Here is a 26,320-nt window from a genome sequence, read left to right as displayed (position 1 = left end):
GCAGACCGCCATTTTCAAAGTAGTAAGCTGCTTGGAGGATATTCACGTTGCATTAGAGATTATCCCAGTCGAATGTCAGCAGCGTGCTTGCCTGCTGTATATCCTGTTGAGAAGGCCGCTGTTATATTGTAGCCTCCTGTATAGCCATGGATATCGAGTACCTCGCCGCAGAAGAATAACCCCGGCATAAGCTTCGATTCCATTCTTTTGGGATCGATCTCCTTCAGGTTTACCCCGCCGCCGGTAACAAAGGCCTCGGATAGGGAACGGGTGCCATGCACATAAACCGGCATGCGTTTTAAAATCCCAGCCAATAGAAGCAACCCATTCTTGGAGACATGATAGCCAGTTGTATCCCCATCTAAGTCAGCTTTAGTCAGCAAGAGGGGGATGAGACGTTCTGGCAACAGTCCTTTCAGCGAATTGCGGATCGCTTTCTTAGGTTCCTGATCCAGCTTATCCTGCAACATTGATTCTACTTCCTGTGTGTTCAGATCAGGGAAGAGATCAATGGACATCTCCACCGTATCTGTGCCGGATTTACGTTGGACTTGTCTCAGAAATTGGCTGCACCGCAGTGCAATGGGCCCTGATAATCCAAAATGGGTGAATATCATATCTCCTCGATGAGAGATGACCTTCTTTCCTTTAGGATTCCACACAGTGAGGGCTACATCACGTAGCGACAGGCCTTGCAGCTCGCCTGACTTAATCCATTCTTCCCGTGAAAGAATCGGCACCTCTGTCGGAAACAGCTCGGTGATCGTGTGCCCTGCGGCTTCTGCCCAAGGGTAACCATCTCCAGTGGAGCCGGTCTGTGGAACTGACTTGCCTCCGGTGGCGATGATAACAGCAGTGCAGGCGATCGTCTTGCCCGAGCTCAGCTGGACTCCCTTAACAGCCCCTTCGTTATAGATTATTCTTGAGACGGGACTGTCGGTCATAATCTGCACGCCTAGACTCCGTACTTTGCTAATTAAGGCAGATACGACACTAGAGGCCTTATCGGAAACGGGAAACATCCGCCCGTTATCTTCTTCTTTTAATGCAATGCCTAAACCTTCAAAAAAGGCGATGATATCCTGGTTATTAAAATGGTCGAAGGCACTATACAAAAAACGCCCGTTTCCTGGAATATGGGCGATTAGCTCGTCTCTTTCCTTGACGTTGGTAACATTGCAGCGTCCGCCACCAGATATTCCGAGCTTTCGGCCTAGTTTTGCTCCCTTGTCGATTAGCAGAACGGATGCCCCGTGTTCTGCAGCGGCCACGCTTGCCATTAGACCCGAAGGGCCGCCTCCAATGACGATCACATCGTAATTGCTCATGAAATTTTACTCCTTTACATGTTAAGACACGGAAGCGATTTCCGCGGGTATTCCTAACGGAATCATACCATTCTGATTCACATGTAACCAGTCTTGTCCAATCATTAGGTGATTATCGTTGTCAGGAGAGTAATCCTGTGCTTTAATCTAAGCATGTAGGGTAATTTGTCCATTTTGGGGTGTGATTGTAATTATTGGTGCGGTTAAGGATATCTTATTGCAAATATCGGCAGCATGCTCCTTTCTTTTTCTTTTTCAATGGTGGGTGGACCGTAGATTTGTGACTCGGAAAAAGGGGAAGCTCCCAAATGATCAGACCTTTTTAATTTTGGCGTGTACGTTTAGTCTTATCCTGTGCTCTCTTCTTTCGACAACTCTGTTTGGTGTAGCCTATTTGAATTTAGGATTAATCCCTGCGTATATTGGTATTTTATATGGAACTACCCGTTCGGGCATTTTGCTGTCCATTTTCTTGCTTATCTGCAATGTAATCATTGCGGAGCCTACAGGAATCAGTAACGTGATATTGAATTCAGGGGTTTTATTATATCCGCTACTGTTTGGACTGGCCAAACCTTTTAAGAAAGGTACAGTAGTTGAGAAGATCGGTATGTTATGGATGATTCTTTGTCCAAGCATGCTATTTATTGCGTTAGTCCCGATTATAGGCGGGGAAAATATATATGAATCAAATTCCGTGCAAGCATTTCTGATTACGGTATATCTGTTTTTCACCATCGCTTTAGGTGGTATTTTTGTATATTATGTTGAGATGGTTAGAAGTAGATTGCAGGATAAAGTACAGATGGAGAATATCAGTGAAAGTTTCCAGTGGGAGTCCGAGAAGCTGCAGCAGATTACCAATGTAGTTCCTCTAAGTATTATGTCTCTGGATGAACACGGAGTTGTAACTGATCTTAATGATTGTATGTTAGGAATGATGCGGGCTCATTATCCCAATTTGCGAAAAGAGGATATTATTGACGAACCGGTAAAAAAGTTTTTTCACAGCTCAGTGGATACACAGGCATATATGCGGGTAAGTGATAATATCCGCTCTAAACGGCGTTCCAGTGAAAAAATGATTCATGAGTCGCGCATCTATCAGATTTATTCAGCGCCGTTAATGCATAAGAGCTCAGGGGTAACAAGTGGTGCTGTAATTATTGTGCAGGATATGACCAATGAGGAAAAACTACGTGTAGAGCTGGATCATGTGGAACGTTTGAGCTTGGTCGGGCAGATGGCTGCTGGAATTACCCATGAGATTCGTAATCCTATGGCGGTAGTTCGGGGTTTTTTGCAGCTGATGAGAGAAAAGAGTGCTCAAGAATTGGATTCTTATTATCAGATTGTGATGGAAGAGCTGGACCGCGCTAATAGTATTATTAATGATTTTTTATCCTTGGCACAGAGCCGGGTTTCTGATAAAGAGAAGGTGCTGCTGCACCATATTATAGAAGAAGTTAGTCCATTGCTGTGGGCTGATGCTAATCTTCGCGGTCAAAGTGTGGAACTGAAGCTGAGCCCATCACTGCATGAATTGGAGCTAAATGTCCGGGAAATCAAGCAGCTTATTCTCAATTTAGGACGTAATGGTATGGAGGCTATGGGACCCAAGGGGGTGCTGACGCTGGAGACACGCAGTACTCATGATAAAGTGGAGTTGATTGTCACCGATAGCGGTGTTGGTATGTCAGAAAGTCAACGCGAGAAGCTGTTTTTACCCTTTTTTACGACGAAAATTCAGGGAACAGGTCTAGGCTTATCCTTGTGTCTTAGTATTGTGGAGCGGCATAACGGTAAAATAAATGTAGAGTCTGTAGAAGGAGAGGGCACGGTTTTTACGATCTCCTTCCCATTGGATAAGGAGGAACCCAGCGGGGTTCGCTCGTAGATTGAATCACCCTCTACAGCATCTCTTGCTTTCACAGAGTATGAATGTATAATAAAGTTAGTAAGTACTGCTGTAATATTATCTGACAAACAGTTGAAATGTGAAGGAGAGTGCAGAGAAATGTCCATGTCTTTTAATCAATATATGAGAGATTCAATTCAGCCTATGCGTGATGACCTGACAAGTATCGGGTTTCAGGAGCTTATGACTCCAGAAGAGGTGGAAGCAACTCTTCCAACCGCAAAAGGAACATCGCTTGTAGTCGTAAATTCGGTCTGTGGTTGTGCTGCTGGACAATGTCGTCCAGGTGTAGCTCAGGCTTTGCAAAATGAAATCACTCCGGATCACTTGTTCACAGTGTTTGCAGGTCAAGAGAAAGAAGCTACTGCTAAAGCACGTGAATATTTTGCTCCTTATCCGCCATCCTCACCTTCCATCGCACTGATGAAGGATGGAGAACTCGTTCACTTTATTGAACGTCATGGCGTAGAAGATCGTTCGGCTGCTGAAATTGCTGCTGAATTGAAAGAAGTCTTCAATCGTTTGTGCCAGTAAAAACAGTTATTCCATATAATCTCGCATCAGCCGGCAAATCGGCTGCATGCGGGATTTTTCAAAATATAAGAGCAATAATGGGATAGAATATGCTTAGAAGCATGAGCTTCGTTTGGGTGGATATTTTGATGGATATGGAACCATTTCTGATGGAACGAGGTGTGTTTGGTGAGTTTACAGAAAGAAATTATTGCGGATCTTGGCGTGAAGCCAACGATTGATGTAGAGGTTGAGGCACGAAAACGGGTTGATTTCTTAAAGTCGTACGTGCTGAACGCAGGGGCTAAAGGATTATTGATCGCCATTAGTGGTGGAGTGGACAGTGCGGTAGCCGCGGGTCTTTGTAAACAGGCTACGGACGAGCTGTCGGCAGAAAAAGGCACAGAGTATATGACACTTGGAGTATTCCAGCCTTATGGGGTTCAGGAAGATATTCAGCACAGCTATGATGTTGCCAAAGCTTTTAATCTGACTCATACTGTGGAGACCAACATTGAGGAAGCGGTAAATGAAATTGCCCTTGAAGTTGAGCATGGTCTGAAATCAATAGGCCAACACCGCCATATGACGCATCAAGGCAAAGGAAATGTTAAAGCCAGAACACGTATGGTTATGCAATATGCACTCGCTTTTGAGAACAATCTGATTGTAGTAGGAACGGATCATGCTTCTGAAGCGATTACCGGCTTCTACACGAAGTGGGGCGATGGCGCTGTAGATATTACACCACTATCCACACTTAATAAACGTCAGGTACGTCAATTGGCTGCACATATCGGTGTGCCTGCGGATATTGTCACAAAAGCACCTACGGCGGGCTTATGGCCGGGTCAGACGGATGAAACCGAGCTGGGCATTACTTATGACGATAACAGCGACTATCTGGAAGGTAAACAGGTTAACCCTGAAGTAGCTGAGAAGCTTGAGAACTATTACCGGAGAACGGCACATAAGCGTAATGTTATTCCGGGGATTTAGAATAGGTTGAACTAGAAATCGCCACGGGTCTGCGTAGCAGCAGAGCTCGTGGCGGTTTTTGTGAGTTGGATAGCTGGATAGACTAAGAAGAATAATTATTCTGTAAGCGTAAGTGTCTGATCGATAAAATTAGTTGTCGCAGCAATCGCGAACTCTAATTGCGGAGTCGTGCCAGCAAAAGGATGCACAGTGTTGAACGTATGATTACCCTCAGGAACCTGCACCCAGCTAATATCTGGCCGAAGTTTGATGAGATGCTCAGATCCTTGGCGGAGATGTACTCCATCTTGACTGCCTTGAATAAGGACAACTGGGAAGGACGCTTTCTGTATGCGTTCAAGGATGTTATAACGTTCTTTGTTGTTCTCCATGTCTTCTAAAATTACAGCATCCAGCGGCATTTGTTGGCCAGTACGTCCATTAAGGACATAGGTTCTTCCTGTTTCCTTCATCTGCTGCTTTTGTTCTTCCGTCAGCAAATCGAGTTTCGTAACCCCGTTCCAGGAGATTACTCCGCTGATCTCATTGGGATGATCAAGCGTGTAGACCAAACAAATTCCCCCTCCGAGACTGTGGCCGAGAAGGAATAACGGCAGGCTGCCGAATTTCGGGTGTTGACTAAGATAGGACAACAGGATTTCCATGTCCTTCAAGCTGCGGCGATAGGTGTTGCGGGCGAACTTCTCAAGTTCAGTGAAATGCAGCAGATCTTCCCCGATGCCAGCATGAGAGAAGTTAAAAGTAATTACTTCATGCTCTTGGCTGAGAGTTGTGGCTATGTAAGGAAACATTCCCCAATCTTTAAAACCTTTGTAGCCATGGGCTATAACTATAACGCTTTTGGCTTTGCCTTGGGCTGGGAAGTGTGAGCAGCGGAGAACAGCTCCGTCTCCGGCAGGTATTTCAAAATTACGATGATTCATAGGGTAATCCCCTCTCCATATATAAAAATGAAGTAAATCAGCTAGTCTATCGTGAAGTCGCTAAATAGTCTTATTAGACTTAGAGCGCATTTTCTTTTAAGATAGCAGAAAGAATCTTGCAGGACTATTACTTTTAATAATACTTCATATGATTGATCATACCATTATTGAAGCAAAATGGGATACACGTCCATAAGGAGCGTGAAGTGTTGATTTACGGAATCGGACATGATGTGTTAGAAATTGAACGAATCTCAGAGGTAATAAATAGAGGACTGGGTAAGAAATTTAACCAGCGGGTCTTAACAGAGCAAGAATATCAACTTGCTGAAGAGCGAAGCGGGAGGTTGGCTGAGTTCGTAGCCGGACGTTTTGCTGCCAAGGAAGCAGTTGTGAAGGCTTTAGGCTGTGGCATCGGCAATGTAGTTGGGTTTCAGGATATTGAGATATTGCCTGATGCTAAAGGAAAACCAGAGGTAACTTTATCGTGTGAGGCTTGGAGCAGACTAGATCTGCCAAATGGACAGAGGTACACCATTCATCTTACGATAACACATGGCCGTGATTTGGCTTCGGCTTTTGCTGTCGTGGAAGGGCCAGGTTCATAAATTGAACCCTGATTATAGAAGGGCAAGGAGCGTTATAATGACACAACAAGATCTACAAGTTCAAGACGAACAGGAGCTGCGGGAGGCTAAGCAATATTTCAGCTATCATTTGCTGGAGTGGTATCAAGGGCAGAAACGGGATTTGCCTTGGCGTCGGCACCGCAATCCTTATTATATTTGGATTTCTGAAATAATGCTGCAGCAGACAAGGGTGGATACGGTAATCCCGTATTTCAATCGGTTTATCGAAAGGTTTCCTACCGTGGAGTCGCTCGCCGATGCACCAGAAGAGGACGTACTTAAGTGCTGGGAAGGCTTAGGTTATTATTCTCGTGCTCGCAATATACAGCATGCGGCCAAACAGGTCAAAGAGCTGTATGGCGGGCAGGTGCCGAATGATCGCGAGGCTGTCTTCAGTTTAAAGGGAGTGGGACCTTATACGGCAGGGGCTATCCTTAGCATTGCGTTCAATCGGCCGGAGCCAGCGGTCGACGGCAATGTGATGCGGGTGTTGTCCCGATACTTCCTGATAGAGGATGATATCGCCAAGGGACCCACCCGCGTAAAGATGGAGCGCCTGGCAGCTGAACTGATCCCGGAGGGGGAAGCGGCATCTTTTAATCAGGCGCTGATGGAGCTCGGGGCGCTCGTATGCACTCCTAAATCACCGCGCTGTTTAACCTGCCCGGTGATGGAGCATTGCGCCGCGCGCCTGGCGGGCTGCGAGACCTCGCTGCCCGTCAAGACCAAGGCCAAGCCGCCGCGCCCTGAGGAACGGCTGGCGGCTTTGATTGAGGGCCGCGGTGCCCACGCGGGCCAAGTGCTCATCCGGCAGCGGCCACAAAGCGGGCTGTTAGCCCGCATGTGGGAGCTGCCGCACTGGCCGGCGCCGCCTGTGGAAGGCGGCGCCAAAGGCGCGCGGCTGCCGGAAGCGGCGGCGCTGGACCGGCTGCGCCGGTCACTGCGGGAGGCCGGGATCTCTGCCCGGCCTGAGAAGCACTGGATGGCTGCTGAGCATATCTTCAGCCATATCGTGTGGACGCTGCAGGTGTACCGCTGCAGCGAAGAGGACGCCCTTCCGCTGCCGATAGCGGCAGAAGGACGGGCAGTGTACAACGCGGAAGCGGACTTGTTCTCAGGAATCGACAGCAGCATGCCTATCGAGAGGTTTGAGGACGGGACCGCTAGTCCAGAGGACGGCGGAGCTGTGCGCTGGATCAGCCGCGAAGACATGGCTAACTATGCGTTCCCTAACGTTTTTTTGAAGCTACTGAACCTTTATTTTGATGAGCAGGAAGAGCGGGCGAAGCTAGAGAAGTAGAAGATTCGCCGTGTTGCGTTGCTAAAGTGCTAAATGTACAAAACCTGAGTTTGATGTATGCACCTAAGTAGGGTCGTATGCGCCTAAGTAGGGTCGTATACTTCAGTCTGTTCGTAGCAAATATTTGTTTATTTGGCTCAGATTAGTTCAGTCTTGTTCCAACTAAATTCTTCTGGTGTTCTATGGCTACGAGAGTGAATGAAATTTAATTAGGGAATTCTTCCCTAAAAATAGGTCGAATTGGCTTGTAATTGATCATTTTAGGGAAAACCTCCCTAATAATTGGGGAAATATCAGTTTTATGCCCAAAAAGGATGATTTTTAGGGAGTATTTCCCTAATTACTCGTGTTTATGGAGTATATCGCAGAATTTTAGGGAGTTATTCCCTAATCTATTGCTCAGCGACTCCAAACGCAGATTCTCGTAAGCCGAGTATAGATTTATTGCGATTTATTCCGATTTATTCTCAGCTATACCGATCTATTCTGATCTATACCGATCCAGCGCATCCATTTAAGCGACGCAAGCGGCGTGAAATGCGGTGTCTGGGAGGATCTCAATCAATCAGTCAGTCAATCAGTCAGTCAATCTCTGTCTTTATCTTTATCCCTCTATATCTCCAACCTAAACAAAGAAGGTATCCCTTAGCCTATTCGGCTCTGAGATACCTTCTTTTTTAGTTAAATGGCATAAGCCAAATGGAATTTCTTATTTTGCGCTTTCGTAACGTTTGCCAACTTCTTCCCAGTTTACTACGTTCCAGAACGCTTTGATGTAATCAGGGCGTTTGTTTTGGTAGTTCAGGTAGTAAGCGTGCTCCCATACATCCAGTCCGAGGATTGGAGTAGCGCCTTCGCTGATTGGGTTGTCTTGGTTAGGTGTGCTTGTTACTGCCAGTTTGCCATCTTTAACAACTAGCCAAGCCCAGCCGCTGCCGAAACGAGTAGTTGCTGCTGCTGCGAAATCTTCTTTGAATTTTTCGAATCCGCCCAGTTCTTTATCGATAGCTTCAGCCAATGCGCCAGTTGGTGCGCCGCCGCCGTTTGGTCCGATAACTTCCCAGAACAAAGTGTGGTTAGCGTGTCCGCCACCATTGTTGCGAACAGCAGTACGGATAGCTTCAGGTACAGCGTTCAGATCTGTAAGAAGCTCTTCAATGCTTTTGCTTTGCAATTCAGGTGCTTTTTCCAAAGCTGCATTCAGATTAGTTACATATGTGTTATGGTGTCTGTCATGGTGAATTTCCATCGTCAATGCGTCGATGTGTGGTTCGAGTGCGTTGTTCGGATAAGGAAGTGCCGGTAATTGAAATGCCATGGAAAAATCCCTCCTGAGTTATATTAGAATTTTGTTATAGATAAAGAATTCTGGCGAACTAACGTCAAAATCCTTTATTGTAAATATGTACTATAGGGTTTCGCCCAATAGGATACTTTAATTAAACCGTATCTAGACCAATAATGCAACACTAAACAAACATAAATGTTTATAAAGTATAATTGGAGAGGGAAAGGGTTTTACAATTGTATTTAGAATGTTAAAATAAATAGTCCCTAACCTATAGACATATATCCTTATTAATACCCTTTTAATGAAGAAATGAACCCCATCCGAAATGTAAACGCTTGATATTAAGCGCTTTCAAAAGAAAAATGATGATATCACGAGAAAAGTGTGCTTTAATAGATTTAAAAGCAGGTATTCCTCGATATTTGATGCTTTTTTTTATTTTCTCTATGTTAAGGGAACCCCTTCTTTTTGTTAAATTCATAAGCCATAGACAAGGGAGATTTTAAAGAATGCACGTTCGTTCCTTTCAATTAAGCGACGTTAGCCCTGTGACTGATTTGCTGCAAACCGCATTATCGGAAGAGTGTTTCGAGAACACTATCGAGCCTTTCTCCAGGCAGCTTTCTTGGGATTCAGATCTCATTGTAGTTGCGGAAGATGAAGAAGAAATTGTTGGAGCACTGATTGGTACAATTGAGAAAAACCACGGTTGTTATTTCCGGATTGCTGTACATCCTGATTATCGCCGCAGAGGAGTCGGCAGAAGTCTGGTATCAGCTATGGAATCCAGGTTTCAAGCTCGTAAAGTCAGTGGTATCTATGTAGCCGTCGATGAGCATAATTCTTTTGCTTTGCCATTGTATGAAGCTATGGGATATAGCGAGAATCAAATCTTCAAATCTGTCCGGAAGCTGAGCATTGTTGGGTAATTTTGATCACTCAGCTGCGAAAGCGGAAACATTTTCTAGAAAAAAGAACTATAGCTGACGATATAGTCTGTTTCATTCATACTCGAGCGTATTTTCCAGAAGTCCATTGCTAATGGCTGGGAGATATGCTTTTTTATTGTTATAATATCTGCAAGTATAGACTTCAATTATTGAGAACAGAGGTGACATATTGAATCAGGAGCCCCAAGTAGATTACACGAGAAATAGGAAACAAAGACATAGATCCTCCAGATCCAAGACTACCCTGGGCGGTCGTTTGGTCTCGGAAATGAAGGATTGGCTGCTTACAGCTGTGATTGTTTTTGCTGTGATGTCTGTTCTTAATGTTTTTGTGTTCAATATATCAACGGTTAAAGGTCAGTCTATGCAGCCAACGCTCTGGGAGGGTGAGAGGCTCTTCATTAATAAAATTTCATTGCTCTTCGTAAATCCAAAACATGGTGATGTTGTCATTCTTCATGATCCAAGTACCGGACCTAGTCATAAGGAGTATTTAGTGAAGCGAGTGATTGGCATACCTGGAGATATCATAGAGGTACGGAATCATCAGTTATACGTGAATGGAAAAATAGTGAATGAGCCCTATATCGATACTGAGATTGAAGATCCGGATTTTGCAGCGTTAACCGTGGAAAGTGGCAATTATTTTGTAATGGGCGATAACCGTCATGCTTCAGCCAGCAAGGACAGCCGTTACTTCGGCTCTATTTCACAGGATATGATTGTCGGCAGGGCTGATTATATATGGTGGCCTCTGTCAAAACTGAATAGATTATAAGAAAGTCAGCGAAGATATGAAAGGAGAAGGCGGAAATGACCAATACATTTCAGTCATCGTATGCTCCCCCGCCTTCCAAGTGGGCACAGCTTAAAGCAGAGATTCAGGAGGCTGCGACATCACTCGGTATTGATGATATCGGGTTTACAACAGCAGAACCTTTTTTATATTTAAAAAATATACTGCAAGACCACCGGGACAAAGGATATGAATCTGGCTTCGAGGAACCCGATCTGGATAAAAGGACAGTTCCAGCATTGTCTTCTGGAGACAAACCGTTATCTATTATTTCGATTGCAGTGGCTTACCCTTCTAAAATGGAGAACCCTCCTAAATCTGAGCCGGGTGCACGTAGAGGCATCCTCGCCCGGGCATCTTGGGGCAGGGATTATCACCATGTGCTGAGGGAAGCCTTAAGTAAGCTAGAGGAATTTATTCACGAGCGTGTACCAGAGGCTGTGCTGGAAAGTATGGTGGACACTGGTGTTCTAGTAGATAGAGCGGTAGCGGAAAGAGCGGGAATAGGCTTCAGCGGCAAAAACTGTTCTATCATCTCGCCCAAATGGGGATCTTGGATTTATCTTGGGGAAATGGTTACGAACATTCCTTTTGCTCCGGATGAACCTGTTGAAGAAGGCTGCGGGGACTGTACCAAGTGTATTGATGCTTGTCCGACCGGAGCGCTGGTGGGTCCGGGTCAGCTTAACGCACAGGCTTGTATTTCTTTTTTGACGCAGACTAAAGGGTTCCTCAGCGAGGAGTATATGACCAAGATCGGCAATCGTCTATACGGCTGTGATACTTGCCAGATTGTATGTCCCAAGAATAGAGGTAAGAACTGGAATCATCGCCCTCAGATGCAACCTGATCCTGAAATTGTGAAGCCGCTGCTGCTGCCGATCCTTGATCTTAGCAATCGTGAGTTCAAAGAGAAATTCGGCAATAGCTCAGCAGCCTGGAGAGGCAAAAAGCCGATGCAGCGAAATGCGATCATTGCCCTAGGCAATTTTAAGGAAGCCGGGGCTGTGCCAAAGCTATCAGAGATTGTTCTGAAAGAGCCGCGGCCAGAGATGCGGGGCACTGCTGCTTGGGCGCTTGGACGTATTGGCGGTGATGAGGCTCTAGCGGCTGTAGAAGCGGGTTTAGAGCGCGAGGAGGATAGCACGGTGAGGGAAATGCTAAGCCGGGCGCAGGATGTGCTCCTTACTGGGAAGAAGGCACGGGAGGACAGCGATATTAATGGAGGAAAAAGTTCATAGACAGGTTGCATATTGCCAATTGCTGTCCAGTTCCCGAAATGCTATGATAGATTCGCGTGCCATATGGCGATGCAGACAATAGAGTGTAGAGGTGGGCTTTAGATGAGTATCGCATTACCTATTATTACATTGGTCGTAGGTCTCATCGGTGGTTTTTTCATCGGTGTATATTATCTGCGCAAACAAATGACAAACATGCAGAATGATCCTGAAATGCTGCAAAAGGTTGCAAAGCAAATGGGTTATAACCTGAACGGGAAGCAAATGCAGCGTGCCCAGCAAATGATGAAGACTCAGGGACAGCCAGGTGCGCGCCCAGGAGCAGCTAAAGGGAATAAACGTAGAAGTAAGTAACCGGGTCCGGATAACATGTATACGGGTGCGGAAGGGGGAGACATCATGGGGAACATCAAGGAATATGTGAACGGTAAAGTTGCAGAGAACCGTGAGCAAATCGAGTATCACGTTGAGAAAATATTAGAATTAATCGGTGAAGATACCGGCCGCGAGGGACTGCTGGAAACACCGGCACGTGTTACGCGGATGTACGAGGAGATATTCGGCGGTTATTCGATAGATCCCCGCGAGGCGCTCGGCGTTACTTTTGATGAGTCTCATGAAGAGCTAGTGATTGTTAAGGATATCGTCTATTACAGCCAATGTGAACACCACATGGCTCCTTTCTTTGGTAAAGTGCATATAGGATACATTCCGAGCGGACGTATTGCTGGACTCAGCAAATTAGCTCGGCTTGTTGAAGCAGTAAGCCGGCGTCTACAGGTTCAAGAACGCATTACGGCGCAAATTGCTGATATTATGACGGAGGTGCTAGGCCCCCACGGTGTTATGGTTGTTGTGGAGGGAGAACATCTGTGTATGTGTGCACGCGGAGTGAAGAAGCCAGGCAGCAAAACGGTAACTATGGCTACTAGAGGGGTCTTCCGTGAGGATGCCGCCGCTCGTGCGGAGTTTCTAAGCTTGATTAAGGAATAAATATCGGGGTGCATACCTCGAAATTGGAAGGACCCATCGTTCACGTAATGTGAATGATGGGTCCTTTTTGGTCAGGGTGTGGGAATAAGAGTGATGTTCACTGTGAATTGAAATAATATCAAAAAGGCTTCCAGGCCAGTTTACTGGCAGCAGCATAACGTTCTGAGACGTAAGGCCAGTTAACGACCTTCCACCAATCCTCAATATAATCGGCCCGATTATTCTGATGTTTAAGGTAATAGGCATGCTCCCATACATCCAGAGCCAGTAACGGAACCACGTCCCATTGTGACAGGTTCTGATGTTTCTCCGCAGTCAAAATCTCCAGTCTATGACTGCGTGGACTCCAGACGAGAATAGCCCAGCCGCCACCTTCAACCTTATTCGCAGCTTCTGTGAACTGTTTCTTGAAGCTGTCATAGCTGCCAAAGCTTTGTTCAATGGCTTCCAGTAAGGCTCCAGTTGGACGCCCGCCACCTTGTGGAGACATTACGTTCCAGAAGATTGTATGGAGATAGTGGCCTGCCCCATTAAAGGCTAGCTCCCGCTCCCAATGCTTAACGAGATCGAAATCTCCTTTCTTGCGAGCCTCAGCTAGCTTGTTCTCCGCTTTATTTAGTCCATCTACATAACTTTGATGGTGTTTATCGTGATGAATCCGCATGGTTTTCTCATCGATGTATGGTTCCAGCGCATTATAAGCATAAGGCAATGGAGGCAGCGTATGTCCGCCAATTGGCACAGCACTCATTTCACGAATATCAAGGATAGTATCTGTAGAAGGAATAAGTCCCTCATTCCGAGTGACATTGTCCTCTTCTGTTCTTACGACATAGTCGGCTGCTGTATAATCTCTCATAATTTGCGTGAGCTGTCCGGGTGAGCTCAGAGTGTGCAGTACGGCAAGGAAATACTCTGATTCGCGAATAATATGCAGGATCACAGTGGTTGCAAGGGGGACGGCTTTGACGGCTGCGCTACTTTCCATAATGGCAAAAAGCTGCCGAACAAATTCTTGGGATTGGGTACAGGAGATATGCAGCAGCTTTTCTGTTTCCGCAGTGAGTTCAGCCTGACTTGGTGGAGAAGCAGAGAGGGCAGAATTCAATAACTGCTGAGCGGCCATCTCTGTGGCACCGAAGACCACTGCCCATTCATCCAGCAGTTTAACATAGGGTTCCTCCAGGTTAGGTACGATTGCTTTGATAACCTCGGTATGCTCTTTCTCTTGTGTTTTCCAGAATACGATTTCTTCTAAAATACGTACTGGCAGCATCGGCCCGTATACATATAACATTCCAAGAAAACCTCCCGTGATATGTCTTCATCAGTCCATTATATGTGTGCTCATGATAGCTTATGAAGAGCATAAGAACGCGATAATAATATCGTTGACAACCGTTTGATATGGTGAAATAATACAGGAAAATAAAGGCAATGATACCGAAAGGTACAACCTCGCGAAAAGGAGGGTGTACCTTTTTTTTGTCGTGTGGACCGATTAATGAAATCCTATGGGGTAGTAGAAAAACTTTGAGAAATGAGATGAGGGTATGAACAAGCTTGAGAAGAAGCAATTTTATAATCAGCTTTTAAAATTAGCGGTACCGATATCCCTCCAAAGTCTAGTCATGGCGGTGCTGTATTTAGTAGATCAATTGATGGTAGGGCAGCTTGGGGGTGTAGCGATCGCTTCGGTTGGGATGGCTAGTAAAATCTATAGCGTGATTTCAGTGGTACTGGCGGGTCTTGCAACGGGTCTTGCTATATACGCGGCTCAATATTGGGGGAGTAAAGACCGAAAGAGCATCACACCACTACTGGGATTAAGTCTTGGAATTGGCCTGATCTTGTCGGGTTCATTTACGATATTTGTTTTTTTCAACCCTCGGCTATGTCTGTCTATTTTTACAACGGATAAAGAAGTGTTGGAGAATGGGTACATTTTTCTGAAAATCGTTGCCCTCAGTTATATTCCAACGATGTTGACGATGCTCTATTCGGCGGTTCTACGAAGTTCAGGACATGTAAAGTATCCAATGATTGTTAGCATAGCTGCTGTAGGAATGAATATTATTTTAAACTATGCGCTTATTTTTGGGCATTGGGGATTTCCAGAGCTTGGACTTGCAGGTGCGGCATATGCAACGTTAATCTCACGTATAGTCGAAAGTGCTTTGATTGTCGGAGCCGTATATCGTGGAAAGCTGCCGGGTGCCGGAGGTATTAAGGAACTCAGTTCGTTTTCGAAAGCGCTGTGCATACCTTTTTTAAGAACGATAGCGCCTATTGTTTTAACGGAATTGGTTTGGGTCTTAGGGGAGGCTTGTTATTCCGTAATATATAGCCGTATGGGCACAGCAGAGATGACCGCTATGACAGTGACCTTTCCGCTGCAGGGGTTGACGATTGGGCTTCTGGCAGGGCTTTCTGGTGCAGCTGGCATTATGGTCGGACATAAGCTGGGAGAGAATAATAATGCAGGTGCTTTTCAGTATGCTCGTTTTTTTGTTCGAATAGGAGTAGGGATTTCATTGCTGCTTGGTGTGCTTATTGCTGTTCTTGCCCCGCTCTACGTCTCAGCCTTTAACTTAACATTGGAAGAACGCCGAATGGCCACTTCCGTTATCTGCTTTTTTGCTCTTTTTTTATGGATAAAGGTGGGCAATATGATGATTGCGGGAGGGATCCTGCAGAGTGGTGGCGATAGTAAATTCGTCTTTATTATGGAAGCCTCCACAACTTGGTTGCTTGGGGTGCCTCTAGGGCTACTGTTGTCATGGGGATGGAAACAGCCTCTTCCCTGGGTATACTTCTTTCTGTCCCTGGAAGAGGCTGTTCGATTGGTTATAGGTTACGTGCGTTTTCGCCGTGGTAAATGGTTGAAGCAACTGACCCATCAGGGGACAGAGGCGGATTGTAGTGCTTAACTAGTTACTTGCCATCGCCGGCTGGTTGCCATTGTAGGTTTTGGCTAGTTGAACATTTCCTAAGAAAGCAGAGACTCGCCGCAAATACTCACGCGGGTGCTCACGGAACAGCAATTCATGATGGCTGCCCTCTACGACCCAGGAATCTGAGAACGGATTGCTTTGGTTCGCGGCCAGCTTTTCGGCAATAGGATAAGGAGCTTTATCATCTTCGGTTCCATGCATGAGTAGAATAGGGAAAGGATAATCTTCGGATTTGACCTTCGCATAAGGAATTTGATTCAGCCCCGTACCGTTCAGAACTGGGAACAGCATTTCCATAATCGCCAGGGAAGGCTGGCGGGGCAGATCAATATTTTGCTTAATATTATGATACAGCGTATCTGGTTCTAACAAAAAGGTGCTGTCCAGAATCATCGCGTCAATGTCCTCTGATACTAATCCTGTTTGCAGTGCTGTGCCAGCTCCCATGGAGAAGCCCCATACCACTAACTCCTCAGCTCCACGTTCCTTAGCAAAATCAATAGCGCCTAGAAGCTGCTGGGACTCTTTTTTACCTCCGGTTGCAATATCCTTGTTGCCTTGGGCAGCAAAGCCGTAATCAAACATCACGACATTGAAATTAAGACTGTGTGCATAGTGAGCGAGATCGTACATAGGTACCCAAGATTCTTCCCGGTTGGCGCCATAGCCATGGCTGAACACGATAGTTTTGGTAGCCCCTTCGGAGGGAATATACCAGCCGCTCATCATCCGACTTCCATCTTTAGCTGGAAACGTCACATCCTCGTATGCGAGACCTTTGGCCTGCATGGGATTGGAATACAGAGGTGCGACCGTTGGATTAGATAATACCCAGGCGATATAGCCATGAAGTGAGACAAAGCAGAAGGCTAAGAAGAAAAAAATAGATAATAGCAGTGCAACGATAATATGCTTCACACGAATCATCCGCAGCGATAGCCGGGATGAACTGCCTTGTTTAGGTAGTTTAGGTCGACGGGAGACGGTTGTGCCGGTTTGGCGAGTTGCCAGATCCATATGGTCCCCTCCTAAGAATGATGTGAGTACTAGTGCCTAGAAGAATTTGTAAAAATGATTCTAAAGCATCAGTAGATAATTTAATATGTTAATCGTATGAAAAAGCCCTTACAAAGTCAATGAATTAGATGCTTTTGTAATGTAACTGTAAAGTGCGGCCCAACCTTTTCCGGCACATTTTTGGCACAACTCCGGCGGAGTGAATATACTGGACTTTCCATAGAGTTTTGCACTAAGATAGAGTTAGTTATAATGTAACCGAGTTTCATTTGATGAAACACGAGGGGGAGATTGTCATGGAGGACCGAAAGCTTACAGTGCGTGCGGTAGAACGTGCGCTTGATATATTGCTTTGTTTTACGCAGGACAGAGATTTAGGGTTGACGGAGATCGCTTCAAAGATTGATTTACATAAAAGTACCGTCCATCGGCTGCTGGCAACCTTGGAGGAAAAGGGCTTCCTCATTCGTAATCCGGCCACTGAGAAATACAGCTTGGGTATACGAATTTGGGAATTGTCTACGCATTTGCCTGCTTTTGATGAGTCGGCCGCGGTATTATTGCCGTCAATGGAACGGCTGCGGGATCGGCTAGGGGAGACCGTAAGTTTATACTTACGCGACGGCATAGAACGTGTGCGGATTCAGGCGGTTCAGAGCCAGCAGGCCATCCGGCGAGTGGCGCAGATCGGTGCGAGATTGCCTTTATCTGTGGGCGCATCAAGCAAAGTGCTGGCAGCCTATGCTCCTCCAGAGGTGCTGAAAGAATTGCTGGAGAGTTCGGGATGGCCGGACTACGTTGAGAAGGATGTCTATCAAGAGCAGCTTAATGACATTATCCGGCTCGGATATGCCACCAGTTTTGAGGAACGCGAGCCCGGCGCGGCCGCGGTGGCGGTGCCTGTTACGGGCCGCAGTGGAAATGTGATCGCGGCGTTATCACTGTCCGGCCCAGTTAGTCGCCTATCCCGAGATACGCTAGTGGAATATGCCGCGGTACTGAAGGAAGCGGCTAGTGAAATGGGCATGATGATTCCTTAATTGGCTGGCTGATAGATAACTGATGGGTAACTGAGGGTAATTGATGGCCTGATGGGTAACTGAGGGTAATTGATGGCCTGATGGGTAACTGAGGGTAATTGATGGCCTGATGGGTGACTGATGGATAATTGATGGGTGACTGACGGCTAACTGATGGGTAATCAACAGCTAACTGACGGCTGGCTAATGGCTCCCCCACCTTGCGTTGGTTTGGTGAGCTTCAGTGAATATACGTTCCTTTGGAAGCCTCAGTAACTCGTAATGCTGAGTCTGGAGTGTTAGAACCCATAGTCTAGATAGGCGGAAAGGCAGAGCGACAGAGAGAGGGGAGGCTAGAATCCACGAATGCACGAACCCAGGAACCTAGGAACGCAGAAACCCTCGAACTCATGAACCCACGAATGCAGAAACCACGAATGCAGAAACCCAGAAACCACGAATGCAGAAACCCAGGAACCCGCGAACGTGCAAACCCGCGAACCTAGGAACACACTAAGCCGCGAACCCACGAACCCACGAACCCACGTATCTCATAACTCGTACACAAGTAATCTCGGGTTGTTATATAGATGTCCCTGAGGCTTTCGGACTCAGAAGACGCTATTTGCGGATTTACAGCCATTTTGGCAGAGTTTCGGACCCCATTGCAGCTATTCAACCCAAACGAGCACCTTTAGCGTGTTTTTTATGCCAATAGCGACTATGGAGTCCGATAGCACGTCAAAAATTGGATAATCGAGCGTATAGGGTCATCTGGGTCCGATAGTGCCGAATTCTAAGCGTCCCCTGGGGCTTTCGGACTCAAAGGACGCTATTTGCGAATTTAAAGCCAGTTTGGCATAGCTTCGGACCCCATTGCAGCTATTCGACTAAAACGAGCACCTTTAGCGCGTTTTTCATGCCAATAGCGACTATGGAGTCCGATCGCGCGCCAAAAGTCGGATAATCGAGCGAATAGAGTCATCTGAGTCCGATAGCATGGAAACCTCGGCGTCCCCTGGGGCGTGCGGACTCAGGGGACGCTATTTGCGAATTTAAAGCCAGTTTGGCAGAGTTTCGGACCCCAATGCAGCTATTCGACCAAAACGGGAACCTTTAGTATGTTTTTCATGCCAATAGCGACTATGGAGTCCGATCCCACGCCAAAATTTGGATAATCGAGCGTATAGGGTCATCTGGGTCCGATAGCGGCGAATCCTAGTGTCCCCGGAGGTGTGCGGACTCAGAAGACGCTATTTGCGAATTTAAAGCCATTTTGGCGTAGTTTCGGACCCCAGTGCAGCTATTCGACCAAAATGAGCTCCTTTAGCGTGTTTTTTATGCCAATAGCGACTATGGAGTCCGATCGCAGGCCAAAAATCGGATAATCGAGCGAATAGAGTCATCTGAGTCCGATCGCACACTAAAAGTCGGATAATCGAGCGAATAGAGTTATCTGAGTCCGATCGCACACTAAAAGTCGGATAATCGAGCGAATAGAGTTATCTGAGTCCGATCGCGCGGAATCCTAAATGTTCCCTGAGCCTCACGCAGCAATGGTGAAGATCCCAAAGGCAACAGACAGTGGCACCCCACCCGCCACAAATTGGCTGCTGGAACGACTCCATAAAAAAGGGACTGCTCACAGCCACTCATGGCCGTGAAACAGTCCCTTTTTAAGTTACTTTAAATCTATTCTACCGACACCGCGGAAGAGTCTGTAGCATCTGCCAGCATCTGGCGAAGAACAGTCTGCAGGATACCGCCGTTGCGATAGTAATCAATATCGACTGTACTGTCGAGTCGTGCAATGACAGGGAAATCGAATTGTGTGCCGTCTTCACGGGTAGCCGTGACAGTTAGCTCTTGACTTGGTGCCACGTTGTTATCGAGACCAGTAATGTTGAAGGTCTCGCGTCCGGTCAGTCCCAAGCTGCTCCAGCCGTGGCCTTCTTGGAATTGAAGTGGGAGTACACCCATACCGACCAGATTGCTGCGGTGAATCCGCTCAAAGCTCTCAGCGATAACTGCTTTAACGCCAAGCAGAAGCGTACCCTTAGCCGCCCAGTCACGTGAGCTTCCTGTTCCATACTCCTTACCAGCGATGACGATCAGATTTTGTCCAGCATCCTGATAGAGCATGGAAGCATCATAGATGGACATAACCTCGTCGCTTGGCAAGAAGGTAGTAACGCCGCCTTCTGTACCAGGAGCTACTGCGTTACGAATCCGAATGTTAGCGAACGTACCGCGCATCATGACTTCGTGGTTTCCGCGGCGTGAGCCGTAGGAGTTGAAGTCTGCACGTTCTACACCATGATCGCGTAAATATTCGCCAGCAGGACCAGAGGTAGAGATATTACCCGCTGGTGAGATATGGTCGGTTGTCACGGAATCAGCAAGCAGCGCTAGAACGCGTGCATCTTTGATATCCTTAATGTCTCCCAGACCGTCTGCCAGATGTTCGAAGAATGGCGGATTCTGGATGTACGTGGAATTATCATCCCACTCATACAGCTCGCCTTGCGGAACAGGAATCGAATTCCAACGTTCGTTAGCGGTGAATACATTTTCGTATTTGCTACGGAACATCTCCGGACTAAGGGAGAGACCAATGGCTTCACGAATTTCAGCAGTGGTTGGCCAGATATCTTTCAGGAATACTGGCTCACCTTGCGGATCAAATCCAAGTGGCTCAGTTTGCAAATCGATATTTACTGTACCAGCCAGTGCGTAAGCAACTACGAGCGGCGGTGAAGCCAAGTAGTTTGCTTTTACCTGAGCATGTACGCGGCCTTCAAAGTTCCGGTTACCGGAGATGACTGCGGCTACGGTCATGTCATTGTCAGTAATGGCTTGACTAACTTCTTCAGGCAATGGACCGGAGTTACCGATACAAGTGGCACAGCCATAACCAGCCAAGTAGAAGCCCAATGCTTCGAGTGGTTTCAGCAAGTCTGCTTTTTGCAGGTATTCAGTAACCACCAAGGATCCTGGAGTCAAGCTGCTCTTAACGTAAGCTGGTTTGGTCAGACCACGTTCCACAGCTTTTTTCGCCAAAAGACCTGCTCCAAGCATAACGCTAGGGTTGGAAGTATTCGTACAGCTAGTAATAGCTGCGATTACGACTGCACCTGTGCTGAGCTTGCTAGTAGTATCGTTTTTGTGCTGTACTTCTACGACTTGAGCGATTTTCTCATCGCTGAGACCATAACCGCCTTTGTCTACAGGTGTACGGATAATGCCTTCGAAATTTTCCTTCATATGCGTAAGCTCGATCCGGTCTTGTGGACGTTTTGGTCCAGCCAAGCTAGGAACGACAGAAGCTAAGTCAAGCTCAATCACATCGCTGAACTCAGGGTCTGGCGTATCCGAGGTACGGAACATCCCTTGTGCTTTGTAATAAGATTCAACCAACGCCACCAGATCATCCGGACGGCCCGTACTGCGAAGATAAGCGAGTGTCTCGTCATCTACAGGGAAGAAACCGATAGTTGCTCCGTATTCTGGCGCCATGTTGGCAACAGTTGCCCGGTCAGCCAGACTGATGTTAGCAAGGCCAGGTCCGTAGAATTCGACGAATTTGCCGACTACACCCTTTTTACGCAACATTTCAGTTACTGTCAGTGCCAAATCCGTTGCTGTAGCTCCTTCGATAAGGCTGCCTGTAAGCTTGAAGCCCACTACATCAGGTGTAACAAAATAGAGCGGTTGTCCAAGCATTCCTGCTTCAGCCTCAATACCGCCTACACCCCAGCCCACAACACCCAGACCATTGATCATCGTGGTATGGGAATCCGTTCCTACAAGGGAATCTGGATAAACGACAGTTTCACCATCGATAGTTTTAGTAGTGGCAACGGAAGCTAAATACTCTAGATTTACCTGGTGCACGATACCTGTTGCTGGTGGAACTGCACGGAAGTTGTTAAAAGCTGTCTGTGCCCAACGAAGGAAACGGTAACGCTCCTCGTTGCGTTCGAACTCAACGTTCATATTGTATTCCAAGGCGTCTGCTGTACCGAAAGCATCAACCATGACAGAGTGGTCAATTACAAGGTCAACCGGGACAAGCGGATTGATCTGTTTAGGATCTCCTCCGGCTTTTTTTACAGTATCACGCATAGCTGCGAGATCCACGACTACCGGAACTCCGGTGAAATCCTGAAGCACGATACGAGCAGGGATAAATGGAATTTCTTTATTACGGTCAATGTCACCTGACCAATCGGCCAGTTGTTTCACATGTTCTTCAGTAATTGCCCGTCCGTCAAACTGACGTACAGCAGCCTCTAGTAGGACTTTGATCGAAAAAGGCAGGGAAGAAATAGAGCCCAATCCTTGTTCCTCAAGGGACTTCAGATCATAATAGCGATAAGATTTGCCGCCTGATTCCAGGGTCCGAGCCAATGAAAAATGATCCTTGCTTGGCATATATGCGCCTCCTTGTTTCGTCTAATGAAACCCAATTTCAAATTGCTTCTAGCTTAATTATAACGGTTACAAAGTGGGGAGTAAAGTTTTTTTTCCTACATCTAAAGCCCGAATTATGCCTGAGAAAATGCCAAGCTACCCTTCCATTGTTATATTGTATCGTTTCGGGATATTCTTTTTACCTCAAAAAGAGCCATTTAAAGGAGATAATACGAAAGAATTCACAGGAATCCTTGGTTTTACTTAATTATTAGGCGAAATACACACTGAATTTCTCTTCCTCAGTTATTAGGTGATAGGGTCCTCGTTGTCGATGTTGGATTGAGATGTCGGACTTGGGGTTAGAGTTTTTGCCTGAAACATCCTTAACTATTCAACCGATCTGTATAGCGGCCTGTTTCCTTTCATATACATAGAACAGCAGTTAAAAGGGAAAGAAGGGGCGCGAGTATAATGGAACAACAGTGGAAGCAAAGTCTTTATGTATATGTTGATCAAGTGAATAAGGCCAGGGTGGAGCCTAAGTCATCATCGCATACCGTTTCCGTATCCGTTAAAGATCCGCGTTTTCTGGTAGAACAAGGGGAGCGTTCAAGACGTCTTGCGGAGTGGTATAAAGAACGTGGGATAACTCCTTTGCGCGGAGAGACAGGGGTTAAGACTTTGCGGACCGTCCGGCAGACTCCGACCGAGGTAGTAGCAGAGGTTACACTGCATAGTGCGCTTTATTATGAAAAAGGCGGTGTTAACCACCGCGAGGATATTATCGAGCTGGAGCGGCTGACCTTTGTACGGGACGGTGGGGGCTGGGAGATTGCTGGTGTGGAACGAAGTGTCCCTGAAAGAAATACGGTTCATCGGGCAGAGGTAGAGCTATCGGGCAGACTATCCAAATGGGGAGAGGCTTTGCCGGCACCGCTGCCATCACAGCCCCTGCTAAACCGGAATGTCCTCGGAGAAATTGCAGGTTCAAGAGAGGTTCGTTATAACCGTGAAGAAGCTGTGGCGTATGCCGGCCGCTGGTGGAAAGACGGCAATCCGGAGTTCGAAACCTTCGAGGTGGATTGCACAAATTATGTCTCCCAATGTCTCTTTGCAGGGGGAGCACCTATCAACTATACTGGTAAAAGAGAAACGGGCTGGTGGTACAAAGGTTACCAAGGCAAACAAGAATGGTGGAGCTATAGCTGGGCTGTATCAGACAGTCTGCAACGCTATTTGAGCGGAAGTCGGAGCAGTGGCTTGCGTGCGAAAGTCATGGAGCGGCCGGAGCAATTGATGCTGGGCGATATCATTCAATATGACTGGGATGGCAACGGGCAGTATCAGCACAGCACAATCGTCACAGCTTTTGATGCAGGAGGCATGCCGCTTGTGAATGCACGTACCGTTAGCAGCCGTCATCGGTATTGGGATTATCGTGATTCCTACGCATGGACTGATCAAACGAAATACCGTTTTTTTCATATTAACGACTACTTATAGTACAGAAAGAGGTTAAGGGAATGGGGAACGCAAAACTAACCGTAGGGCTGGTGTACGGGGGCAAATCAGGAGAACATGAGGTATCGCTACAGACGGCTTTTGCCGTGATGAACTCATTTGATTATGATAAATATGAGATTATACCTTTTTACATTTCAAAACAGGGATTGTGGAAGGTTGGAGAGAAGTTATCAGCGCCTTACAGCCAAGTGGAGCAGCTCAAGCTTGCAGAAGCGACCGAAGATATGGGCACAGCCCTGAACGTGGTATTTAGTGGATTATCGGGTGCTGACCAAACAGTGGACGTAATGTTCCCGCTGTTGCACGGCACGTATGGTGAGGACGGAACGATTCAAGGGTTGTTCGAAATGGCGAATATTCCTTACATCGGTGCTGGTGTTCTTGCCTCTTCGGCAGGTATGGATAAGGTGGTCATGAAGAAGCTGTTCGCTGATGCCGGTCTGGATCAATGCGAGTTTTGTTATTTCAACATCAGCGCTTGGAAAAGAAAACGTCATGAGTTGATTGTTGGTGTAGAGGATAAACTGGGATATCCGGTATTCGTGAAGCCTGCCAATCTAGGCTCAAGTGTAGGTATTTCTAAGGCTGCCGATAAGGATAGTCTTGTAAAAGCCATTGATTTTGCTTTCCGCTATGATACCAAAGTTATTATTGAGGAGTTTGTGGATGCGCGTGAGGTAGAGGTTGGCGTGCTTGGAAATGATGAACCAGAAGCCTCTGTTCCGGGTGAAATCGTTTCTTCTGGTGAATATTATGATTACGCAGCCAAATATACGGACGGCAAATCGCAAATGATGATTCCTGCACCAGTGGATTCTGAAGTGGCCGATCGTTTGCGGGAGTCCGCGATAGTTGCTTTTCGAGCGATTGAGGGCAGTGGAATTACCCGGGCAGACTTCTTCTTGCGAAAATCGGATGGTAAAATTCTAATTAACGAAGTGAACACGATGCCTGGTTTCACTCCTTACAGCATGTATCCGCTATTGTGGCGTGAGACGGGTGTATCTTATAGAGCTCTGTTAGACCGAATGATTGAGTTAGCCTTGGAGCGCTATAATTTTAAACAAGGTCTTAAGTACGACAACGAGTAATAGAAGCTATAGCGGGAATATCCCGACTGGAAGGAGAGAAGAAACATGGGTTTTCAAACAGAATTCAACTCCGTCTGCAAATTCAAGAGTGAACAAGAGCTGTACGAGCTGCTGGAATATGGGCGCACCAAAATGGTGAAGCAAGGCTTTCGTGTGTATCCGACGGGTCAAAAGGTTATTGCTTACACCCCTGAGAATGTAGCTGTAGCCATTGTCAAAATTTCAGCCTCGATTGCAGAGATTAATTTTCAAGGGCATGAGGTTACCGCGGTCGAGATGGAGCTTGTGCGTAAGCTGAATGAAGAAGAGTCCAGAGTGCAGACGGCTTTGGCTGAGGAAATGTTTTTTGGAGCACAGGGATGATTGTCCGCTTCGGATATGTAGCGATGTCCACCGTTATCAAAGACTGCTCCCCATCCAAGACAATGACGATGGCCTCTTTTAAGAAGCTGGATGACCGTGAAGCGGCACTTCGGCGTTTGGAGAACATCGCTAGAATGAATCTGCATAATACGCTGCGGTTGATGAAGCATAATGTGGCTTCGGACATCATGGTGTACCGCCTCACTTCCAAAATCATTCCTCTGGCGACGCATCCGGATTTGCAGGACTGGAATCCGTTTGCGGCGCTCGCCGAGGAATTTGCGGAAGTGGGCCAATATGTGAAAAAGCACGGGCTGCGCGTTTCTTTTCATCCAGATCACTTTACAGTACTTAGTACACCCCGTCCGGAGGTGCTGATAAACTCCGTACGGGATTTGCAGTACCATGTGGACATGCTGGTTGCTATGGGGCTTCCTGCCATGGCGAAGAACAATATCCATATTGGCGGAGCTTATGGGGACAAGCCTGTAGCGGCGAAGCGATTCGAGGAGCATTTCCGCGCGCTGCCGGCAGCGCTGCAGGAGCGTATAACGCTGGAGAATGACGATAAGACATTTACAGCTCCGGAGACACTGGCAGTTAGTCAGAGCGTAGGATTACCGATGGTGCTGGATATTCACCACCAATGGGTGAATAATGAAGGAGAGCTCCCTTGGGAGCTGTGGCCTGACATTTTGCAGACATGGCGAAGCGAGCTAGCACAGAAGGACGTTCCTTCTGGAGAGCTTTTGCCGCCTAAGATTCATGTATCCAGTCCGCGCAGCCCGTCTGATCCGCGCAGCCATGCGGATGGCGTGGAACCTGCGCCTTTGCTGGCTTTTCTGAAACGTATTGCCGCAGATACGCCTGCTGTCGATGTTATGATTGAGGCGAAACTAAAAGATGGCGCGTTATTTGGATTGATGGAGGCTATGAAGGAGCTGGCTGAGGCTGGTAACGGAATTTCCTTATTAAATGGGGCAAGCGTGAATATTGAACCTTAAACAATGAAAATAAGGAGATAGGTCCCGAATACGGGTCCTATCATGACTTGA

21 protein-coding genes and 1 pseudogene are annotated in these 26,320 nt (G+C 46.8%); 16 read left to right on the top strand and 6 right to left on the bottom strand.

What is annotated here, in order from left to right:
* Positions 1 to 59: 59 nt before the first annotated feature.
* A complete protein-coding gene (locus MKY14_RS24450) occupies positions 60 to 1,328 on the bottom strand; it encodes a BaiN/RdsA family NAD(P)/FAD-dependent oxidoreductase (RefSeq protein ID WP_340393286.1) in 1,269 nt (422 codons plus the stop codon).
* Positions 1,329 to 1,722: 394 nt separating this feature from the next.
* Between MKY14_RS24450 and MKY14_RS24445 the strand changes: the two genes are divergently transcribed.
* The 3 genes from MKY14_RS24445 (at position 1,723) to nadE (ending at position 4,758) form a co-directional block, all read left to right on the top strand.
* Positions 1,723 to 3,225 carry a two-component system sensor histidine kinase NtrB gene (locus MKY14_RS24445; RefSeq protein ID WP_340393287.1) on the top strand — a complete coding sequence of 501 codons (1,503 nt, stop codon included), beginning with the start codon at positions 1,723 to 1,725 and terminating at the stop codon, positions 3,223 to 3,225.
* A gap of 120 nt (positions 3,226 to 3,345) precedes the next feature.
* A complete protein-coding gene (locus MKY14_RS24440; RefSeq protein ID WP_036676813.1) occupies positions 3,346 to 3,780 on the top strand; it encodes a BrxA/BrxB family bacilliredoxin in 435 nt (144 codons plus the stop codon).
* A gap of 168 nt (positions 3,781 to 3,948) precedes the next feature.
* The gene (nadE, locus tag MKY14_RS24435; RefSeq protein WP_076124401.1) at positions 3,949 to 4,758 is read left to right on the top strand and encodes an ammonia-dependent NAD(+) synthetase; all 810 of its coding nucleotides are present in this window, start codon (positions 3,949 to 3,951) and stop codon (positions 4,756 to 4,758) included.
* A 95-nt stretch (positions 4,759 to 4,853) separates the two neighbouring features.
* Here nadE and MKY14_RS24430 read toward each other — a convergent pair whose 3' ends face one another.
* Positions 4,854 to 5,681 (bottom strand): alpha/beta hydrolase, encoded by an 828-nt coding sequence (locus MKY14_RS24430; RefSeq protein ID WP_076124399.1) that lies wholly within the window; start codon positions 5,679 to 5,681, stop codon positions 4,854 to 4,856.
* A gap of 209 nt (positions 5,682 to 5,890) precedes the next feature.
* On the opposite strand from MKY14_RS24430, the gene acpS reads away from it, so the two are divergent.
* Complete coding sequence (gene acpS, locus MKY14_RS24425; RefSeq protein ID WP_076124398.1) at positions 5,891 to 6,289, top strand: holo-ACP synthase; 399 nt, start codon at positions 5,891 to 5,893, stop codon at positions 6,287 to 6,289.
* 37 nt (positions 6,290 to 6,326) lie between these two features.
* Positions 6,327 to 7,610: an A/G-specific adenine glycosylase gene (gene mutY, locus MKY14_RS24420; RefSeq protein ID WP_339189413.1), complete on the top strand. Its 1,284-nt coding sequence runs from the start codon at positions 6,327 to 6,329 to the stop codon at positions 7,608 to 7,610.
* 709 nt (positions 7,611 to 8,319) lie between these two features.
* Here mutY and MKY14_RS24415 read toward each other — a convergent pair.
* Complete coding sequence (locus MKY14_RS24415) at positions 8,320 to 8,928, bottom strand: superoxide dismutase (RefSeq protein WP_036676820.1); 609 nt, start codon at positions 8,926 to 8,928, stop codon at positions 8,320 to 8,322.
* Positions 8,929 to 9,410: 482 nt separating this feature from the next.
* Between MKY14_RS24415 and MKY14_RS24410 the strand changes: the two genes are divergently transcribed.
* The 5 genes and pseudogenes from MKY14_RS24410 (at position 9,411) to folE (ending at position 12,881) form a co-directional block, all read left to right on the top strand.
* A complete protein-coding gene (locus MKY14_RS24410) occupies positions 9,411 to 9,830 on the top strand; it encodes a GNAT family N-acetyltransferase (RefSeq protein ID WP_036676822.1) in 420 nt (139 codons plus the stop codon).
* Positions 9,831 to 10,020: 190 nt separating this feature from the next.
* Positions 10,021 to 10,629, top strand: a complete 609-nt coding sequence (gene lepB / locus MKY14_RS24405) for a signal peptidase I (RefSeq protein ID WP_076101394.1) — start codon at positions 10,021 to 10,023, stop codon at positions 10,627 to 10,629.
* A gap of 35 nt (positions 10,630 to 10,664) precedes the next feature.
* Positions 10,665 to 11,861 (top strand): annotated as a pseudogene (gene queG / locus MKY14_RS24400) (tRNA epoxyqueuosine(34) reductase QueG); the annotation flags it as partial.
* A 129-nt stretch (positions 11,862 to 11,990) separates the two neighbouring features.
* Positions 11,991 to 12,242: a YneF family protein gene (locus MKY14_RS24395; RefSeq protein WP_036676828.1), complete on the top strand. Its 252-nt coding sequence runs from the start codon at positions 11,991 to 11,993 to the stop codon at positions 12,240 to 12,242.
* Positions 12,243 to 12,287: 45 nt separating this feature from the next.
* Positions 12,288 to 12,881 carry a GTP cyclohydrolase I FolE gene (gene folE / locus MKY14_RS24390; RefSeq protein ID WP_036676830.1) on the top strand — a complete coding sequence of 198 codons (594 nt, stop codon included), beginning with the start codon at positions 12,288 to 12,290 and terminating at the stop codon, positions 12,879 to 12,881.
* A 118-nt stretch (positions 12,882 to 12,999) separates the two neighbouring features.
* Here folE and MKY14_RS24385 read toward each other — a convergent pair whose 3' ends face one another.
* A complete protein-coding gene (locus tag MKY14_RS24385) occupies positions 13,000 to 14,178 on the bottom strand; it encodes a Fe-Mn family superoxide dismutase (protein ID WP_076138416.1) in 1,179 nt (392 codons plus the stop codon).
* Positions 14,179 to 14,434: 256 nt separating this feature from the next.
* Here MKY14_RS24385 and MKY14_RS24380 point away from each other — a divergent pair, with 256 nt between their 5' ends.
* A complete protein-coding gene (locus MKY14_RS24380; protein ID WP_248549062.1) occupies positions 14,435 to 15,811 on the top strand; it encodes an MATE family efflux transporter in 1,377 nt (458 codons plus the stop codon).
* On the opposite strand, the gene MKY14_RS24375 is transcribed toward MKY14_RS24380, so the two are convergent.
* Positions 15,812 to 16,852 carry an alpha/beta hydrolase gene (locus tag MKY14_RS24375; RefSeq protein ID WP_139329954.1) on the bottom strand — a complete coding sequence of 347 codons (1,041 nt, stop codon included), beginning with the start codon at positions 16,850 to 16,852 and terminating at the stop codon, positions 15,812 to 15,814.
* Between the two features lie 296 nt (positions 16,853 to 17,148).
* On the opposite strand from MKY14_RS24375, the gene MKY14_RS24370 reads away from it, so the two are divergent.
* Positions 17,149 to 17,892, top strand: a complete 744-nt coding sequence (locus MKY14_RS24370) for an IclR family transcriptional regulator (RefSeq protein WP_036676839.1) — start codon at positions 17,149 to 17,151, stop codon at positions 17,890 to 17,892.
* 1,671 nt (positions 17,893 to 19,563) lie between these two features.
* Here MKY14_RS24370 and acnA read toward each other — a convergent pair.
* A complete protein-coding gene (gene acnA / locus MKY14_RS24365; RefSeq protein WP_038568617.1) occupies positions 19,564 to 22,305 on the bottom strand; it encodes an aconitate hydratase AcnA in 2,742 nt (913 codons plus the stop codon).
* A 453-nt stretch (positions 22,306 to 22,758) separates the two neighbouring features.
* Between acnA and MKY14_RS24360 the strand changes: the two genes are divergently transcribed.
* Genes MKY14_RS24360 through uvsE form a run of 4 tightly spaced genes read left to right on the top strand, consistent with a single transcriptional unit; the run spans position 22,759 to position 26,269 of the window.
* Positions 22,759 to 23,790: an amidase domain-containing protein gene (locus tag MKY14_RS24360; protein ID WP_445669880.1), complete on the top strand. Its 1,032-nt coding sequence runs from the start codon at positions 22,759 to 22,761 to the stop codon at positions 23,788 to 23,790.
* A gap of 20 nt (positions 23,791 to 23,810) precedes the next feature.
* Positions 23,811 to 24,902, top strand: a complete 1,092-nt coding sequence (locus MKY14_RS24355) for a D-alanine--D-alanine ligase (protein WP_076130522.1) — start codon at positions 23,811 to 23,813, stop codon at positions 24,900 to 24,902.
* Between the two features lie 45 nt (positions 24,903 to 24,947).
* Positions 24,948 to 25,265: a hypothetical protein gene (locus MKY14_RS24350; RefSeq protein WP_036679853.1), complete on the top strand. Its 318-nt coding sequence runs from the start codon at positions 24,948 to 24,950 to the stop codon at positions 25,263 to 25,265.
* On the top strand, positions 25,262 to 26,269 hold the full coding sequence (gene uvsE, locus MKY14_RS24345) for a UV DNA damage repair endonuclease UvsE (RefSeq protein ID WP_036679855.1): 1,008 nt from the start codon (positions 25,262 to 25,264) through the stop codon (positions 26,267 to 26,269). The genes MKY14_RS24350 and uvsE overlap by 4 nt, the downstream gene beginning before the upstream one ends.
* Positions 26,270 to 26,320: the final 51 nt, after the last annotated feature.

Origin of the sequence: Paenibacillus sp. FSL R5-0887 (assembly GCF_038002305.1) — a bacterium.
Lineage (GTDB): Bacteria > Bacillota > Bacilli > Paenibacillales > Paenibacillaceae > Paenibacillus_AQ > Paenibacillus_AQ odorifer.
The sequence above is the reverse complement of the archived record's forward strand: the minus strand, read 5'-3'. Positions and strand labels throughout refer to the sequence as shown.

What these genes read in the sequence shown, in the direction of transcription:
- MKY14_RS24385 (WP_076138416.1), bottom strand. Translation starts at nt 14,178, where the DNA reads ATGTTATATGTATACGGGCCGATGCTGCCAGTACGTATTTTAGAAGAA.
- uvsE (WP_036679855.1), top strand. Translation starts at nt 25,262, where the DNA reads ATGATTGTCCGCTTCGGATATGTAGCGATGTCCACCGTTATCAAAGAC.
- acnA (WP_038568617.1), bottom strand. Translation starts at nt 22,305, where the DNA reads ATGCCAAGCAAGGATCATTTTTCATTGGCTCGGACCCTGGAATCAGGC.
- MKY14_RS24370 (WP_036676839.1), top strand. Translation starts at nt 17,149, where the DNA reads ATGGAGGACCGAAAGCTTACAGTGCGTGCGGTAGAACGTGCGCTTGAT.
- MKY14_RS24360 (WP_445669880.1), top strand. Translation starts at nt 22,759, where the DNA reads ATGGAACAACAGTGGAAGCAAAGTCTTTATGTATATGTTGATCAAGTG.
- MKY14_RS24415 (WP_036676820.1), bottom strand. Translation starts at nt 8,928, where the DNA reads ATGGCATTTCAATTACCGGCACTTCCTTATCCGAACAACGCACTCGAA.
- MKY14_RS24410 (WP_036676822.1), top strand. Translation starts at nt 9,411, where the DNA reads ATGCACGTTCGTTCCTTTCAATTAAGCGACGTTAGCCCTGTGACTGAT.
- MKY14_RS24380 (WP_248549062.1), top strand. Translation starts at nt 14,435, where the DNA reads ATGAACAAGCTTGAGAAGAAGCAATTTTATAATCAGCTTTTAAAATTA.
- MKY14_RS24395 (WP_036676828.1), top strand. Translation starts at nt 11,991, where the DNA reads ATGAGTATCGCATTACCTATTATTACATTGGTCGTAGGTCTCATCGGT.
- mutY (WP_339189413.1), top strand. Translation starts at nt 6,327, where the DNA reads ATGACACAACAAGATCTACAAGTTCAAGACGAACAGGAGCTGCGGGAG.
- MKY14_RS24450 (WP_340393286.1), bottom strand. Translation starts at nt 1,328, where the DNA reads ATGAGCAATTACGATGTGATCGTCATTGGAGGCGGCCCTTCGGGTCTA.
- MKY14_RS24375 (WP_139329954.1), bottom strand. Translation starts at nt 16,852, where the DNA reads ATGGATCTGGCAACTCGCCAAACCGGCACAACCGTCTCCCGTCGACCT.
- MKY14_RS24430 (WP_076124399.1), bottom strand. Translation starts at nt 5,681, where the DNA reads ATGAATCATCGTAATTTTGAAATACCTGCCGGAGACGGAGCTGTTCTC.
- MKY14_RS24355 (WP_076130522.1), top strand. Translation starts at nt 23,811, where the DNA reads ATGGGGAACGCAAAACTAACCGTAGGGCTGGTGTACGGGGGCAAATCA.
- MKY14_RS24440 (WP_036676813.1), top strand. Translation starts at nt 3,346, where the DNA reads ATGTCCATGTCTTTTAATCAATATATGAGAGATTCAATTCAGCCTATG.
- MKY14_RS24350 (WP_036679853.1), top strand. Translation starts at nt 24,948, where the DNA reads ATGGGTTTTCAAACAGAATTCAACTCCGTCTGCAAATTCAAGAGTGAA.
- folE (WP_036676830.1), top strand. Translation starts at nt 12,288, where the DNA reads ATGGGGAACATCAAGGAATATGTGAACGGTAAAGTTGCAGAGAACCGT.